General features: G+C 71.4%; 10 protein-coding genes and 1 tRNA gene. 2 read left to right on the forward strand and 9 right to left on the reverse strand.

All coding sequences use genetic code 11. The features are described from left to right. Positions 1 to 325 precede the first annotated feature (325 nt). Entirely contained in the window at positions 326 to 715 is a 390-nt protein-coding gene (locus ABZ898_RS12650) for a DUF6344 domain-containing protein (RefSeq protein WP_361656524.1), read from the forward strand. Positions 716 to 851: 136 nt separating this feature from the next. On the opposite strand, the gene ABZ898_RS12655 is transcribed toward ABZ898_RS12650, so the two are convergent. Next, complete coding sequence (locus tag ABZ898_RS12655) at positions 852 to 1,040, reverse strand: ferredoxin (protein ID WP_361656527.1); 189 nt, start codon at positions 1,038 to 1,040, stop codon at positions 852 to 854. Between the two features lie 477 nt (positions 1,041 to 1,517). Between ABZ898_RS12655 and ABZ898_RS12660 the strand changes: the two genes are divergently transcribed. Next, entirely contained in the window at positions 1,518 to 5,591 is a 4,074-nt protein-coding gene (locus ABZ898_RS12660) for a WD40 repeat domain-containing protein (RefSeq protein WP_361656530.1), read from the forward strand. Positions 5,592 to 5,822: 231 nt separating this feature from the next. On the opposite strand, the gene ABZ898_RS12665 is transcribed toward ABZ898_RS12660, so the two are convergent. The 8 genes from ABZ898_RS12665 to dnaN form a co-directional block, all read right to left on the reverse strand. Further along, positions 5,823 to 5,896, reverse strand: a tRNA-Ile gene (locus ABZ898_RS12665). A 112-nt stretch (positions 5,897 to 6,008) separates the two neighbouring features. Beyond that, positions 6,009 to 6,767 carry a DUF3566 domain-containing protein gene (locus ABZ898_RS12670; RefSeq protein WP_361656533.1) on the reverse strand — a complete coding sequence of 253 codons (759 nt, stop codon included), beginning with the start codon at positions 6,765 to 6,767 and terminating at the stop codon, positions 6,009 to 6,011. 18 nt (positions 6,768 to 6,785) lie between these two features. Then, entirely contained in the window at positions 6,786 to 9,377 is a 2,592-nt protein-coding gene (gyrA, locus tag ABZ898_RS12675) for a DNA gyrase subunit A (RefSeq protein WP_361657047.1), read from the reverse strand. 66 nt (positions 9,378 to 9,443) lie between these two features. After that, positions 9,444 to 11,486: a DNA topoisomerase (ATP-hydrolyzing) subunit B gene (gene gyrB / locus ABZ898_RS12680; protein ID WP_361657050.1), complete on the reverse strand. Its 2,043-nt coding sequence runs from the start codon at positions 11,484 to 11,486 to the stop codon at positions 9,444 to 9,446. A gap of 406 nt (positions 11,487 to 11,892) precedes the next feature. Continuing rightward, positions 11,893 to 12,429 carry a DciA family protein gene (locus ABZ898_RS12685; protein ID WP_361656536.1) on the reverse strand — a complete coding sequence of 179 codons (537 nt, stop codon included), beginning with the start codon at positions 12,427 to 12,429 and terminating at the stop codon, positions 11,893 to 11,895. Continuing rightward, entirely contained in the window at positions 12,426 to 13,547 is a 1,122-nt protein-coding gene (gene recF / locus ABZ898_RS12690; protein WP_361656539.1) for a DNA replication/repair protein RecF, read from the reverse strand. Before recF ends, ABZ898_RS12685 begins: the two co-directional genes overlap by 4 nt. Before the next feature lie 72 nt (positions 13,548 to 13,619). Further along, the gene (gene gnd / locus ABZ898_RS12695) at positions 13,620 to 14,498 is read right to left on the reverse strand and encodes a phosphogluconate dehydrogenase (NAD(+)-dependent, decarboxylating) (RefSeq protein ID WP_086690353.1); all 879 of its coding nucleotides are present in this window, start codon (positions 14,496 to 14,498) and stop codon (positions 13,620 to 13,622) included. Between the two features lie 141 nt (positions 14,499 to 14,639). After that, positions 14,640 to 15,770, reverse strand: a complete 1,131-nt coding sequence (dnaN, locus tag ABZ898_RS12700; RefSeq protein ID WP_030806004.1) for a DNA polymerase III subunit beta — start codon at positions 15,768 to 15,770, stop codon at positions 14,640 to 14,642. Positions 15,771 to 16,776: the final 1,006 nt, after the last annotated feature.

Consider the following 16,776-nt stretch of genomic DNA (forward strand, 5'->3'; position numbering starts at 1 on the left):
TTTCGTTGACGTAGGGGACCTCTGGCGCCCGACTATACACACCGGCCGAGACCTCCCGGTGACCTGCGGCAGGCCCCCAACTCCCGCCCCCAGTCAGGGGTTGCGGCGGCCCGGAGCCGTTGCGATCGGAGGGTGATCACACCCGCACAGAGGGTTTCCTTCCTCCCCGTTCATCGCACTTTCGGCAGCTTTCCACCTCCTTGCGGCCATTCGAGTGGTGTTCATCTGAACATCGACGCGCCACGGGCGTCGGTCCACCACTTCGCCGCCCACATACACATCATGAGGAAAGTACGCAAATCGCCCAACCTGAAAGTGAGGGGTTATGGCCAGGAACAAGGTCATGACGCTCTGGACGGCCATCGTCACCGCCTTCCTCGCGCTGTGCACCGCGCTCGGACTCGTCACCGCGACCGCCCCGGTCGCCTCGGCCCGCACCGAGAGCCCGAGCCAGGGCAGCACGGAGCACATCGCCGAGACCGCGCCGGCGGCCGCGAGCCATCAGGTCTGGGCGCAAGCCAGAGCACTGCCCCCCACGATGAAGCAGCGCATCCGGGCCGAGGCCCACGGGAAGTCCCCCAACTGCCGGCACCGCTCCCTCGCCGGACGCGAAGCGGGCGCGAACGCCCCGCACCGCGTCAACGCCCCGGACCGCACCGACACCACCCTCCGCCCCGAGAGCGGCGAGATCCACGCGTCCCACCTCGACTGCTGAGGCCCCGGCCGGCACCTGATACCGCGGACGTCTCGACACACTGGCGACTTGCGTACGCGACCGTCGACACGGCACGCCCCCTGGCCCACGCGGCCCGGGGGCCCGCATCACGTCCGCCCCATTCCCCCCAGCGGCCTCATTCCCCCAGCAGCACGGCCTGCGAAGGACACCTCTCCGCGATCTCGCGCACCAGCGGATCGTCGCCGGACCCCTCCCGGCCCGGCCTGACCACGCCGTACCCCTCGACGAAGTCGAAGACCTCGGGAGCGCGGTACGCGCACTCCGCCGAGCCGTAACAGGCGTTCCGGTCCACGGACACCTTCATGCGTCCTCCCCTGCTCGCGCGGACAGCCCCGGCGCCACGGGCCATCGGCGGCCCGCACGCACGTCGAGCCTGCCCCCGCGACTGCCACCCGAACCGGCGGCGCCACCGCCCGTCCGGCACCGGTCCCTCCCCTCGTGGGGACCGGTACCGAACGGAGCGGGGGGTCCTCGTCCCGCGGCGCGCCGGTGTGCCCGGCACCCCGCCGACGGATCTCAGGGCGTCCCGCCGCGCCGTGACACGCTCCTGGCGAATGTTGACCGAGAACGTTCGGCGTCCGGCGGGGCCTTCTCACGGACTCGGCAGGTGGCCGGTCCGGACGGTGAGTGACAGCTCCGCTACCGCGATGCGATCCTGCCACCTACGCCGTCGAACCAGGAGGACCGGACCAGCGCACCCCGGCTTTCCCGCAGGTCAGCCGTATAGGGTGAGTTTTCCGGTCCGGACGCATCAGCCTCGGGGGAAGTGAGGAGTGGGACCTTGGGTTCCGACTCAGGGGCACGCACAGCCTTCGCCGAACGCCTGGCGCTGCTCTACAGGGAGGCCGGGAACCCGCCCCTGAAGAGCGTGTCCGAGGCGGTCGTCCGGCTCCAGCGGGTGGACGAGCGCGGACGCCCGGTGCGGGTCTCGGCCCAGCGCATCAGCGACTGGCGGCGGGCCAAGAACGCGCCCGCCCAGTTCGCCGCCCTCGCCGCCGTCCTCCAGATCCTCATCCCCGAGGCCCGCCGCGCCCGCCCGGCCCCGGTCTCCGCCGGCCTGTACGACCTGGCCCAGTGGCAGCGGCTGTGGGAACGCGCCCTGGCCGACCCGGTGGGCGAGCGCCCGGACGGCCCCGCCGAACCGCCCCCGGCCAAGGACACACCCGTCGCCGGCGGGGTGTGCCCGTACCGGGGCCTCGCCTCCTACCGGCAGGAGGACGCCCGCTGGTTCTTCGGCCGCGAGCGCGGCACGGAGGCGCTGGTGGCCCAGCTGCGCGCCGCCGAGCGCGGCGGGGGGCTGGTGATGCTCGTCGGCGCCTCGGGCGCCGGGAAGTCGTCCCTGCTCAACGCCGGCCTGGTGCCCGCGCTGGAGGAGGGCCTCGCGGCGGACGGGGACGGCGCTCCCCGTACCGTCGTCCAGCTCGTGCCCGGCTCCGACCCGTTGGGCGAGCTGACCCGCCGTATCCCGGCCCTGGCCCCGCTCGCCGGGCGGGCGCGGTCGGCCGGCGGGGAGGAGGCACGCGGCCCGGCCGCCGGAGCGATACGCGAGGCGGTCGCCGCGTGGGCCCTCGGCCGGGCCCCCGGCGCGCCGGCCGTCACCATCCCCGGCCCGCGCACCTCACCCGAGTCCCCGCAGTCCCCGTCACCGGCGGCCGGTACCCGCGCGGCGGCCCCTCCGGTGCTGATCGTGGACCAGTTCGAGGAGACCTTCACCCTCTGCCCGAGCGAGACCGACCGCCGGGCCTTCGTCCAGTTCCTGCACGCCGCCTGCACCCCCGGCCCCGAGGGCCACGCCCCCGTCCAGATCGTCCTCGGCATCCGCGCCGACTTCTACGAGGAGTGCCTCGGCTACCCCGAACTCGCCGACGCCCTCCAGCACCGGCACATGGTGCTCGGCCCGCTGACCACCGCCGAGCTGCGCGAGGCGGTCAACGGACCGGCCAGGGCGGTCGGCCTGGAACTGGAGGCGGGACTCACCGAGCTGATCGTCCGCGAGGTCAGCGCGGACGGACCGCGCGGCGCCCACGACGCGGGCGTCCTCCCGCTCCTCTCCCACGCCCTGCTCGCCACCTGGCAGCGCCGCAAGGCCGGACGCCTGACGGTCGCCGGATACCGGGCGGCCGGCGGCATCCAGGGCGCGGTCGCGGCCACCGCCGAGCGGGCCTGGTCCGGGCTCGACCCGGCCGCCCGCACCGCCGCCCGGCTGCTCCTGCTGCGCCTGGTCCGGCTCGGCGAGGACACCCAGGCCACCCGCAGGCGCGGCACCCGGCGCCAGCTGGCAGCGGAGTCCACCGACCCGGACAAGACCGAGGAGTCGCTGGAGGCGCTGGTCCGCGCCCGGCTGGTCACCCTCGACGCGGAGACCGTGGAGATCACCCACGAGGCGCTGCTGCACGCCTGGCCCCGGCTGCGGCACTGGATCGACGACAACCGGGGCGACCATCTGCTGCGCCAGCGGCTGGAGGAGGACGGGCGGGCCTGGGAGGACTCCGCGCGCGACAGCTCCCTGCTGTACCGGGGCTCCCGTCTCGAACAGGCGCGCGGCTGGGCGGAGTCGGCGGGGGACACCTACCTCACCCGGGGCGCGCTGGACTTCCTGGCCGCCGCGGTACGGCTGCGCAGGCGGACCGTGCTGATCAGCCGGGCCGCGGTGGCGGCGCTCACCGTGCTGGCGGTGCTCGCGGCGGGGGCCGCGGTGGTGGCCTGGCAGCAGCGCAACGACGCCGTGTTCGAGCAGGTGCTCGCGGAGGCCGACCGGGTCCAGCACACCGACCCCTCGCTGGCGGCCGGCCTCGACCTGGTGGCGCACCGGCTGCGCCCGGACGACGAGGGCGCCTACAGCAGGCTGATCTCCATCGTGAACGCCCCGCTCGCCACCCCCCTGACCGGCCACACCGGCGCCGTCTACCTCACCTCCTTCAGCCCGGACGGCCGCCTGCTCGCCACCGCCAGCTACGACCGCACCGTCCGCCTGTGGGACGTCGCCGACCGAGGCCGCCCGAAGCCCCTGGGGGCGCCGCTGCGCGGCCACCGGAGCTGGGTGAGCAGCGCGGTGTTCAGCCCGGACGGCCACACCCTGGCCAGCGCGGGCGACGACGGCACCGTCCACCTGTGGGACGTCACCGACCCCGCGCACCCCGAGCCGCTGGGGGAGCCCCTGGCGGGGCACGACGGCACGATCTACCTGGTCGCCTTCAGCCCCGACGGCCGCACCCTGGCCAGCGCGGGCGAGGACCGCACCGTACGCCTGTGGAACGTGGCCGATCCGCACCGGGCGCGCCCGCTGCGGACGCTGCGCGCGCACACCGCGCCGGTGCGCTCGGTGGCGTTCAGCCCGGACGGGCGGACCCTGGCCTCGGCGGGCGACGACGACACCGTGCGGCTGTGGGACGTCGCCGACCCCCGGCACCCCGAGGCGCGGCGCGAGGTGCTGCGGGGCCACACCGACCTGGTGCACTCGGTCGCGTTCAGCCCCGACGGCAAGGTGCTGGCCAGCGGCAGCGCGGACGACACCATCCGGCTGTGGGACGTCGCCGACCCGGCGCGTCCCGCCCCGCTCGGCTCCCCGCTGACCGGGCACACCGGGCCCGTGTGGTCGGTGGCCTTCAGCCCGGACGGCGGGCGGCTCGCGGCGGCCAGCGCCGACAGCACGGCCAGCCTGTGGAACGTCACCGACCCCGGCTCCCCCTCCCAGGTCGGCGAACCGCTCGCGGGCAGCAGCGGCGAGATGTACGCGCTGGGCTTCAGCCCTGACGGCCGCACCCTCGCCACCGGCAGCGGGGACGGCAAGACCCGCCTGTGGGCGGTGCCCACCTCGGACATGACGGGGCGCAGCGCCTCGTTCCGCCCGGACGGCAAGGTGCTGGCCACGGCCGCGCGCGACGGCCGGGTACGGCTGTGGCGGATCACGGCGCCCGGCCGGCCGGTGGCGCTGGGCGCGCCGTTCATGCCGGCGGACGGCGGGCAGCGCACCCTGATGTTCGCCCCGGACGGCCGCAGGCTGGCCGTGCTGACCGGCAACCGCTCGGTCTACCTGTGGAACGTCCGCGACCTCGCCCGTCCCGAGGTCGCCGGGCCGCCGCTGCGGCTGATGACCCGTTTCATGGGCTCCGACGCACTCGCCTTCAGCCCCGACGGCCGCATCCTCGCCACCGCCTACGACGACCGCCGCCTGCGGCTGTGGAACGTGACGGACCCCGCGCACCCGGCCCCCTGGGGCCCGCCCCTGGCCGGGCACCGGGGCTACATCAACGCCCTCGAGTTCATCCCGGACGGCCGCACCCTGGCCAGCGGCAGCGCGGACGGGACGATCCGGCTGTGGAGCGTGCGCGACCCGGCCCGCCCCGTGCCGCGCGGCCACCCGCTGACCGGCCACTCCGGCCCGGTCAACGCGCTGGAGTACAGCCCGGACGGCCGCACCCTGGTCAGCGGCGGCGACGACGACACGGTCCGCCTGTGGGACGTCACCGACCCCGCCTCGGCCGCACCCGTGGGCCGCACCCTGACCGGGCACACGGAGTCGGTCACCTCGCTCACCTTCAACGCGGACGGCCGCACCCTGGCCAGCGGCGGCAACGACAACACCGTCCGCCTCTGGAACCTCACCGACCCCGCCTCGGCGGCGCCGATCGGCCAGTCGATGAGCCCGTACGCCAAGACGGGCAACTTCCTCGCCTTCAGCCCCCGCAGCCACGTCCTGGGCGTCTCCAGCGGCGCGGACACGGTACGGCTGTGGAGCCTGGACGCCGACGCGGCGGTCCACCACATCTGCGCGGTCACCCGGAACGTCCTGACCCGGGAGAAGTGGCACGAGTACCTCCCCCGCCTCTCCTACGACCCCCCGTGCCGCCCCTGACCGACCAAGATCAGCCAACTCCCCCTCGGATCAACCCCGTTGGCCCCGCAACGCCCTCAACCTTGTTACCCTTGGCCATAGCCCGATCGCTGGTGCATCCCCCGTCGCCAGCGATCGGGTCTTCGCGTTCCCGGCACGGCCACAGGCACCGGCGACGCCGAGGCGCCCGCCCCACTTCCCCGGAACAGCAGAAGACCCCCGGTCCAAGTGGACCGGGGGTCTTCGTCGATGTGGGGCTAACAGGATTTGAACCTGTGGCCTCATCCTTATCAGGGATGCGCTCTAACCAACTGAGCTATAGCCCCGCCCGCGCTCTGCGGGGTGTGTCCCGCGCGCTGACTCCTGAAGATTAGCGCACGACCGGGGCAGTCCCAAAATCGGTTGTCGGGGGACGGTCACGGGAGCCCGGAGGCACCCTCACTCGTCCTCCGCCAGCGTCAGTTCGACGCCGCCAACGAAGCCCGCGGAGAGGTTGTAGATGAAGGCGCCCAGGGTCGCCAGGGCCGTGGCCAGCACGACGTCGATGACCGCGATGATCGTGGCGAACATCAGGACGTGCGGCAGGGAGAGGTAGGACTGGAGGTCGAAACCGGTCGCCTCGGTGGCCCCGGTCGCCTCGGAGATCGTGCCGCCCACGGTGGAGAACACCCCCATCGCGTCCAGCACCATCCACAGCACCGCCGACGCCACGATCGTGCAGATGCCGAGCGCGATGGAGAGCAGGAAGCTGACCTTCATCACCGACCACGGGTCGGCCTTGGCCACCCTCAGGCGCGCCTTGCGGGTGCGCGGCGCCGTGCCCACCCCGGTGCGCGGACGGCGTACCGCACCCTCGGGCGGCTGCGCCGCGTACGCCTGCGGCGGGTGGTAGGGCCCGGCGGGCTGCTCGGGGCCGCGCTCACCGGGCAGCGGGGACGCCGCCGTGCCCTCGGTCGCGTCGGCCTCGGCCCGGGCACCACGGGTGTCCGTCACGGTTCCCCCCTGGGAACTCGAAGAGGAAGGAGCAGGAGCGGAGGAGGAGGCGGCGGCGGGAGCCGGCCGCGGGCCGGCCTCGCCGCCCCGCTTCTTCCCCGCCTTCCCCTGCTTCCCCTCGTTCGCGGCGGAGCCACGGCCGCCGCCGTCCGTCTGGGTACCTGTGGAGGTACCGGCCGATCCGGCGCCCGTGGCTCCGCTCACGTGATTCACTCCTCGTGCCTACTCGGCCGAGGGCGCCTCACCCTCGTCCGTGCCGTCGATGACAGTGACCTCGGCGGTCTCGTCGACGACGATCTCGCCGTCGACCTCCTCCGCCTCGCGCCCCGCTTCGGCGTTGCGAGCGATGCCGACCACGGCATCGCGCTTGCCCAGGTTGATCAGTTGGACGCCCATGGTGTCACGGCCCGTCTCCCTGACCCCGCTGACGCGCGTACGAATCACACCGCCGGAGAGGGTGATGGCGAGGATCTCGTCACTCTCCTCGACGATCAGCGCGCCCACGAGCGAACCACGGTCCTCCACGATCTTGGCAGCCTTGATGCCCAGACCGCCACGCCCCTGGACGCGGTACTCGTCCACGGCCGTGCGCTTGGCGTAACCGCCGTCCGTCGCGGTGAACACGAAGGTACCCGGCCGCACCACGTTCATCGACAGCAGCTCGTCGCCCTCGCGGAAGCTCATGCCCTTCACACCGGAGGTGGCACGGCCCATCGGGCGCAGCGTGTCGTCCGACGCGGTGAACCTGATGGACTGCGCCTTCCGGCTGACGAGCAGCAGGTCGTCGTCGGCCGAGACCAGCTCCGCGCCGATCAGCTCGTCGTCCGTGCCGTCCTCGCGGGCCCGCAGGTTGATGGCGATGACACCGCCGGAACGCGGCGAGTCGTAGTCCTTCAGCGGGGTCTTCTTGACCAGGCCCGCCTTCGTGGCGAGCACCAGGTACGGCACCGCCTCGTAGTCGCGGATCGCGAGGATCTCGGCGATCGCCTCGTCCGGCTGGAAGGCGAGCAGGTTGGCCACGTGCTGGCCGCGCGCGTCCCGGCCGGCGTCGGGCAGCTCGTACGCCTTGGCCCGGTAGACCCGGCCCTTGTTCGTGAAGAACAGCAGCCAGTGGTGCGTGGTGGAGACGAAGAAGTGGTCGACGATGTCATCCTCCTTCAGCTTCGCGCCCCGCACCCCCTTCCCGCCGCGCTTCTGCGCCCGGTAGTCGTCCGTCTTCGTGCGCTTGATGTAACCGCCGCGCGTGACGGTGACGACGATGTCCTCCTCGGCGATCAGGTCCTCGATGGACATGTCGCCGTCGTAGGGCACCAGGGCGCTGCGCCGGTCGTCGCCGAACCGCTCGACGATCGTGGCCAGCTCGTCGTGGACGATCTGGCGCTGGAGCGGCTCGGAGGCGAGGATGCGGTTGTACTCGTTGATCTTCGCCTGGAGCTCGTCGTGCTCCTGGACGATCTTCTGGCGCTCCAGGGCGGCCAGACGGCGCAGCTGCATCTCGAGGATCGCGTTGGCCTGGATCTCGTCGATGGTGAGGAGGTCCATCAGGCCGCCGCGGGCGATCTCGACGGTCTCACTGCGCCGGATCAGCGCGATGACCTCGTCGATGGCGTCCAGGGCCTTCAGCAGACCGCGCAGGATGTGGGCGCGCTCCTCGGCCTTGCGCAGCCGGAACCGGGTCCGGCGGACGATGACCTCGATCTGGTGCGTCACCCAGTGCCGGATGAACGCGTCCAGCGACAGCGTGCGCGGCACCCCGTCGACCAGGGCCAGCATGTTGGCGCCGAAGTTCGTCTGCAGCTCGGTGTGCTTGTACAGGTTGTTCAGCACGACCTTGGCGACCGCGTCCCGCTTCAGGACGATCACCAGGCGCTGACCGGTGCGGGACGACGTCTCGTCGCGGACGTCGGCGATGCCGCCGATCTTGCCGTCCTTCACCAGGTCGGCGATCTTCTGCGCCAGGTTGTCGGGGTTCACCTGGTACGGCAGCTCGGTGACGACCAGGCACTGCCGGTTCTGGATCTCCTCGACCTCGACGACCGCGCGCATCGTGATGGAGCCGCGACCGGTGCGGTACGCCTCCTCGATGCCCTTGCGGCCCACGACCAGCGCGCCGGTCGGGAAGTCCGGGCCCTTGATGCGCTCGATGAGGGCGTCCAGCAGCTCCTCCTGCGACGCCTCCGGGTGCTCCAGGTGCCACTGGGCGCCGGCCGCGACCTCGCGGAGGTTGTGCGGCGGGATGTTGGTCGCCATGCCGACCGCGATACCGGCCGAACCGTTGATCAGCAGGTTCGGGAAGCGGGCGGGCAGGACGGTCGGCTCCTGGGAGCGGCCGTCGTAGTTGTCCTTGAAATCGACGGTCTCCTCGTCGATGTCGCGGACCATCTCCATCGACAGCGGCGCCAGCTTGCACTCGGTGTAGCGCATGGCGGCCGCCGGGTCGTTGCCCGGGGAGCCGAAGTTGCCGTTGGAGTCGACGAGCGGCATGCGCATCGACCACGGCTGGGCGAGGCGGACCAGGGCGTCGTAGATCGAGCTGTCGCCGTGCGGGTGGTAGTTACCCATCACGTCACCGACGACGCGGGCGCACTTGTAGAAGCCGCGGTCGGGGCGGTAGCCGCCGTCGTACATCGCGTACAGCACACGGCGGTGGACGGGCTTGAGGCCGTCCCGGACGTCGGGCAGCGCGCGCGACACGATGACGGACATCGCGTAGTCGAGGTACGAGCGCTGCATCTCGGCGTCGAGGCCGACCGGCTCGATCCGGAGGGTGACGGTCTCGCCCGTCTCCTCCGCCGGGGTCACCGGTTCGGGCATGAACTCGGGAGTTTCGTCGGTCATTGCTGGTGAAGATCCTTCCTGGTGCGGTCAGCCGGGACCGACTCAGATGTCGAGGAAGCGGACGTCCTTGGCATTGCGCTGGATGAAGAGGCGGCGGGCCTCGACGTCCTCGCCCATGAGGACCGAGAACAGGTCGTCGGCCTGGGCCGCGTCGTCGAGCGTGACCTGGCCGAGGACACGGTGCTCCGGGTCCATCGTGGTCACGCGCAGCTCCTCCGCGTTCATCTCGCCCAGACCCTTGAAGCGCTGGATGGAGTCCTCGCGGATGCGCTTGCCGCGCTGGCGGCCCATCTCGATCAGCGCGTCGCGCTCGCGGTCGGAGTACGCGTACTCCACGTCGTCGCGGCCCCACTTGATCTTGTACAGCGGGGGACGCGACAGGTACACGTACCCGGACTCGACCAGCGGCCGCATGAAGCGGAACAGGAAGGTCAGCAGCAGGGTGTTGATGTGCTGACCGTCGACGTCGGCGTCCGCCATCAGGATGATCTTGTGATAGCGGAGCTTCGTGATGTCGAAGTCCTCGTGCACACCCGTGCCGAACGCGGAGATCAGCGCCTGGATCTCCTGGTTCTGCAGGATCTTGTCGATCCGCGCCTTCTCGACGTTGAGGATCTTGCCGCGGATCGGGAGGATCGCCTGGTACTGCGGGTTGCGGCCGGACTTGGCCGAACCGCCGGCGGAGTCACCCTCGACGATGAAGATCTCGCACTTGGACGGGTCGTTCGACTGGCAGTCGGACAGCTTGCCCGGCAGCGCGCCCGACTCCAGCAGGCCCTTGCGCCGGGTGAGGTCACGGGCCTTGCGGGCCGCCACACGCGCGGTGGCCGCCTGGATGCCCTTGCGGATGATGTCCGCCGCCTCGACCGGGTTGCGGTCCAGCCAGTCGTTGAGGTGCTCGTAGACCGCGCGCTGCACGAAGGTCTTGGCCTCGGTGTTGCCCAGCTTGGTCTTGGTCTGGCCCTCGAACTGCGGCTCGCTCAGCTTGACCGAGATGATCGCGGTCAGACCCTCGCGGATGTCGTCACCGGTGAGGTTGTCGTCCCGCTCGCGCAGCAGCTTCTTGTCGCGCGCGTACTTGTTGATCAGGGAGGTCAGCGCGGCTCGGAAGCCCTCTTCGTGCGTGCCGCCCTCGTGCGTGTGGATGATGTTGGCGAAGGAGTAGACACCCTCGCTGTACCCGCCGTTCCACTGCATGGCGACCTCGAGGGACAGGCTCTTGTCCTTGTCCTCGGCCTCCAGCGAGACGACGGTCGGGTGCACGACGTCGCCCTTGCGGGAGTTCAGGTACGTCACGAAGTCGACGATGCCGCCGTCGTAGCGGTACGTGACCGACTTGACCTCGGCCTTCTCGTCCGCGCCCGCCTCGTCCGCGCCGCTCGTGGCCTTCGCCGACTCGCGCTCGTCCGTGAGCCTGATCGTCAGGCCCTTGTTGAGGAACGCCATCTCCTGGAAACGCCGGGACAGCGTCTCGAAGGAGTACTCCGTGGTCTCGAAGATCTCCGGGTCGGCCCAGAAGGTGACCGACGTGCCGGTCTCCTCGGTCGCCTCGTTCTTCACCAGCGGCGCCGTGGGGACGCCCATCTTGTAGTCCTGCGTCCAGCGGTAGCCGTCCGTCCTCACCTCGACGGCGACCTTCATGGACAGCGCGTTCACCACGGACACGCCCACACCGTGCAGACCGCCGGAGACGGCGTAACCGCCACCGCCGAACTTGCCGCCCGCGTGCAGCACGGTCAGCACGACCTCGAGGGCCGGCTTGCCCTCGGAGGCCACGATGCCCACCGGGATGCCTCGGCCGTTGTCCACCACACGGACCCCGCCGTCGGGCAGGATCGTCACGTCGATGGTGTCCGCGTGGCCGGCCAGCGCCTCGTCGACGGAGTTGTCGACGACCTCGTACACCAGGTGGTGCAGACCGCGCTCACCGGTGGAACCGATGTACATGCCGGGGCGCTTGCGGACCGCGTCCAGCCCTTCGAGCACGGTGATGGCGCTGGCGTCGTACGAGGCTGCTGAGACTGCCTCGCCGAGACCGGCGTCGGTGGAAGGGATGTTCTCGTTGGGGTTGCCGGAATCGGCCACGAAGCGCCCTTTCTGGCACAGCACGAGCGCTCCTTGCGGGTGCGCGCCCTCCGGGAGGAGGGTTGCCGGAGCGGCTGCGGCATGTTGCGTTGGTAAGCCCTGAATCAGCGTTGCTCAGCTTTTCCCGGACGGTCCCCGTGATTGGGGCGGGATTGCCTTCCAGTCTACCGGTAGCGCCGACAATGATGGGGGCTTGCGGGCACCTGAGTCCGCATGTGCCGCCCTGAACCGGCCCCGACCGGGTCCCGATATGGGGAAGGGGGCTGCGAGGGGCTCACAGCGGCGCTCAGGGCTTCGGGCCGTCAGCCCTTGTCCATCGGGGGGTAAGCCCATGATCGGCCCGTCGTCCGCACGTCTGTACGGCTCTGGAGTGGGCGTACGACTCACAGGTGGGACGTGAGGTACGTCACCCGTAGGTGTCGCCCGGACCGGCGCTTCCGGGCGCCCTGAGAGGCCCGTAACGGCGCACCGGGGCGCCCGGACCGTTCACCTTGATCATCCGGACCGTGCCGTGACCGAGGTCCTCGTTCAGCCGGGCCACGAGCGTCGGCGCGAGCAGCCTCAGCTGCGTCGCCCACGCGGTCGAGTCGCAGGAGACCGACAGCACCCGCTCGTCCTCGTCGTACCGCTGCGGCACGCAGTGCTTCGCCAGGTCCTCACCGACGATCTGCGGCCAGCGGCCCATCACCCCGCCGACCGCCGCCGGGGCCTCCCAGCCCCGCTCGTTCAGCAGCCGGTTGATCGCCGCGCCCAGAGCCATCGGATCGCGGCCGTCCGCCCGCGCGCCCGAGCGCAGGCCACCGCCGCGGCGCGCCTGCTTCTTCTGCCGCGCGGCGTCCCCACGCGCGCGTGCCTGCTCCTTCGCGGCGCGCAGCGCCACCCGCGCGAGGTCGACGCCGGAGGGCTCCGGCGCCTTGCGGTCCCGCTCGTCCCCGGCGCTCACGCCGGCTCCACCGTGCCGCCCGAGACCGCGTACCGGGCGCCCGCAAGGACGTGCGGCACGTCGTCGTCCACCGCGGCCGTCACCAGCACCTGCTCGCCGGGGGCGACCAGCTCGGCCAGCCGCTCACGGCGGCGCGCGTCCAGCTCGGCGAAGACGTCGTCCAGGATCAGCACCGGCTCATTGCCCTCGGCCCGCAGCAGGTCGTACGAGGCCAGGCGCAGCGCGAGCGCGTAGGACCAGGACTCGCCGTGCGACGCGTAGCCCTTGGCGGGCAGGCGGCCGAGCCGCAGCACCAGGTCGTCGCGGTGCGGGCCGACCAGGGTCACGCCCCGCTCGATCTCCTGCTTGCGCGCCTCGGCGAGCGCCGCCAGAAGCTGCCCGGCGAGTTCCTCGCGGGTGTGCGCCTCGCCGGGCGCGGAGGACTTGTACTCCAGCGCGACGGGCCCGCCGCCGGGGGCGAGCTGCTCGTACGCCTTGTCGGCGAGCGGCTGCAGGACCGCGATCAGGTCCAGGCGCTGGGCCAGCAGCTCGGCGCCCGCGTGGGCCAGGTGCTGGTCCCACACGTCGAGGGTGGACAGGTCCATGGAGCGGCCGCCGTGCCGCCGCGCGAGGGCGGCGGACTTCAGCAGGGTGTTGCGCTGCTTGAGCACCCGGTCGTAGTCGGAGCGGACGCCCGCCATGCGCGGGGAGCGCGCGGTGATCAGCTCGTCCAGGAACCGGCGCCGCTCACCGGGATCGCCCTTGATCAGCGCCAGGTCCTCGGGCGCGAACAGCACGGTCCGCACGATCCCCAGCACGTCACGCGGCCTGACCTGCGAGGACCGGTTGATCCTGGCCCGGTTGGCGCGGCCGGGGTTCAGCTCCAGCTCGACGAGCTGCTGCCGCTCGCCCTGGCGGACCTGCGCCCGCACGACGGCGCGCTCGGCGCCCATGCGGACCAGCGGGGCGTCGGCGGAGACCCGGTGGCTGCCGAGGGTGGCCAGATAGCCGACCGCCTCGACCAGATTGGTCTTGCCCTGGCCGTTGGGGCCCACGAAGGCGGTGACGCCCGAGCCGAGCGGAACCTCGGCCCGGGCGTACGAGCGGAAGTCGGCCAGCGAAAGATGCGTGACGTGCATGGTCGTTCGCCGACCTCCCTCAACAGCCTGTGGATCGCCGGGGCGACCCTGTGGACTACTTCTTCTTCCTGGCTACGGCTTCTTCTCGACCGCGTGGCCGCCGAACTGGTTGCGCAGCGCGGCGATCATCTTCATCTGCGGCGAGTCGTCCTGCCGCGAGGCGAAGCGCGCGAACAGCGACGCGGTGATCGCCGGCAGCGGCACCGCGTTGTCGATCGCGGCCTCCACCGTCCAGCGTCCCTCACCGGAGTCCTGCGCGTAGCCCCGCAGGCCGTCCAGGTGCTCGTCGTCGTCGAGGGCGTTGACCGCGAGGTCGAGCAGCCAGGAACGGATGACCGTGCCCTCCTGCCAGGAACGGAAGATCTCGCGGACGTTCTCCACGGAGTCGACCTTCTCCAGCAGCTCCCAGCCCTCGGCGTACGCCTGCATCATGGCGTACTCGATGCCGTTGTGGACCATCTTGGAGAAGTGGCCCGCGCCGACCTTGCCGGCGTGCACGGAACCGAAGTCGCCCTCGGGCTTCAGCGCGTCGAGGACCGGCCGCACCTTGGCGACGTTCTCCTCGTCACCGCCGTACATCAGCGCGTAGCCGTTGGCCAGGCCGTGGACACCGCCGGAGACGCCGCAGTCGACGAAACCTATGCCCTTGGCCGCCAGCTCCTCGGCGTGCTTCTCGTCGTCCGTCCAGCGGGAGTTGCCGCCGTCCACGACCACGTCGCCGGGCTCCAGCAGCTCGCCGAGCCTGTCGACGGTCGCCTGGGTCGCCTCGCCCGCCGGGACCATCACCCAGACCACGCGCGGGGCGCTGAGCTTGCCCACGAGCTCCTCGAGGCTGTGGACGTCCGCGAGGTCCGCGTTGCGGTCGTATCCGATGACGGTGTGGCCTGCGCGGCGGATGCGCTCGCGCATGTTGCCGCCCATCTTGCCGAGGCCGACGAGACCGAGCTCCATCAGTTGTTCCTTAGGTCGCTGAATGGCGTGCCGGGCACGTGGGTGCCCGGCACCGAGCCTAACGGCGACCCCTCCCGCACAGCTGTGGGCATACGCGCTCATACGTACGCCCCCACCTGGGCTTTTGCCGGGGAGCCCGACTCAGCCGCTCAGCCGCACCGGCATGATCAGGTACTTGTAGGCGTCGTCCGCCTCCGCGTCCAGCGCGGGCTTGCCGCTGAGCAGCGCCGGCTTGGTGGAGGTGGTGAACGACAGCTGCGCGACGGGCGAGTCGATGGCGCTCAGACCGTCCAGCAGGAAGGTCGGGTTGAAGGCGATCGAGATGTCGTCGCCGTCGAGCTGGGCGTCGACCCTTTCCACAGCCTGTGCGTCGTCGCTGGAGCCCGCCTCCAGGATCAGCACGCCCTGCTCGAAGCTCAGCCGCACCGGGGTGTTGCGCTCGGCGACCAGGGCCACGCGCTTGACGGCCTCCACGAAGGGGGCGGTCTCGATCACGGCGACGGAGTTGAACTCGGTCGGGAAGAGCGTGCGGTACTTCGGCAGGTCGCCCTCCAGCAGCCGCGTGGTGGTGCGGCGGCCGGCGCCCTCGAAGCCGATGAGGCCCTCGCCCGAACCGGAGCCGGAGAGCGCCAGGGTGACGCTGTCACCGGCGCCGAGCGACTTGGCGGTGTCCAGCAGCGTCTTGGCCGGGACCAGGGCGACCGCGGAGGCGTCCGGGTTCTCCGGCTTCCACAGGAACTCGCGGACCGCGAAGCGGTAGCGGTCGGTGGAGGCCAGGGTGACGGTGTCGCCCTCGATCTCGATGCGCACACCGGTGAGGACGGGCAGCGTGTCGTCGCGCCCGGCGGCGATGGCCACCTGGGACGCGGCGGCCGCGAAGACCTCGCCGGGGACGGTGCCCGTGGCGGTCGGCATCTGCGGCAGTGCGGGGTACTCCTCCACCGGCAGGGTGTGGAGGGTGAAGCGGGAGGAGCCGCAGACCACGGTCGCCCGTACACCGTCTGTGGAGATCTCCACGGGACGGTTCGGCAGCGCGCGGCAGATGTCGGCGAGCAGGCGACCGGAGACCAGGACCGTGCCCTCCTCCTCGACCTCGGCCTCGACGCCCACCCGGGCGGAGACCTCGTAGTCGAAGCCCGACAGGCTGAGCTGGCCCTCCTCGGCCTTCAGCAGCAGGCCGGCGAGGACAGGCGCCGGCGGACGGGCCGGAAGGCTGCGTGCCGCCCACGCCACTGCCTCCGCGAGTACGTCGCGTTCCACCCGGATCTTCACCGTAAGCCGCCTCCTGCTGTTGCCGTCTGAGTCCTCCGACTCGGTGTCGCCGCCCGTTGCCAGGGGAAGGACACCGGTGACCAGTCTGACGCACTGCGCTGACAGCGGGTGCCGGTCAGGGTCAAGTCGGGCCGGGCGGCAGCCGAGCGCGAAACAGCGAGTTGTGCACAGGCCCCGCTTCGAAACGGATTCCTAGCTCTCTCTAGTCGGGAGTAGTAGTAGGGCCTGTGGATACCGTGGATAACCCCGTTTTCGCAGGTCAGGGCCCAAATTTTATCCACTGCGCCTGTGGGCGAAGCCCGTGGACAACTCGGCCTCTCTGTGGAGAACAGAAAGTTCTGCACACACCGCCCACAGGACGGGGCGAGTTCTCCCCAGTTGCGTCCCCAGGTTTGGCGACGTTTCCCACAGGGCCCCTCGGCAGCTTCGTGTGACGCCTTTCACTCGGAGCAGTGACCGGGCCCGTCGAGTTGCCGAACAGTGGACAGTGATGTGGAGAAGCTGGTCTCCGCTGGGGACAACCACCTCCAACCTGTGGGCCGAGTCGTGGACAACGTTACGCACAGGGTGTGGACGAAGTCTTTGTCCACACCCTGTGGAGATCATTCGTCCACGAATCCACAGCCCTCTGAGCTGGGCAGATGGCCAACCCCCAGGGTCCCTGTGGACACAGCTTGGGACAACTTCGCAGTCCCCAGCCTGTGGGCGGAAGAAAGTCGGGAAATCTGTGGAGGGCGGCCGTAACCCCACAGCGAATCGAACACAAGGTTGCTGGTGGGACACGGGACTTAGGCGTCTGCGGGGGCCGTCGGCGGGGTTCCGGGGGGCTTCAGCGGGCTTCGGAGGGGTGGTGGGGGTGCCTGGAGAGGGCTCGGCAGGAGCTCGGTAGCGGCTCAGCGCGGACTCGGCCGGGGCGCGGCGGTCGCGGAGTCACCCGCGGCCGGCCGGCGCGGCGCCGAGGGCGGTCGCCGGCGGGAGCAGTGGCGTCCCTCCGGGCACTCTCGCC

The sequence above is a fragment of the Streptomyces sp. NPDC046860 genome, assembly GCF_040645115.1.
Lineage (GTDB): Bacteria > Actinomycetota > Actinomycetes > Streptomycetales > Streptomycetaceae > Streptomyces.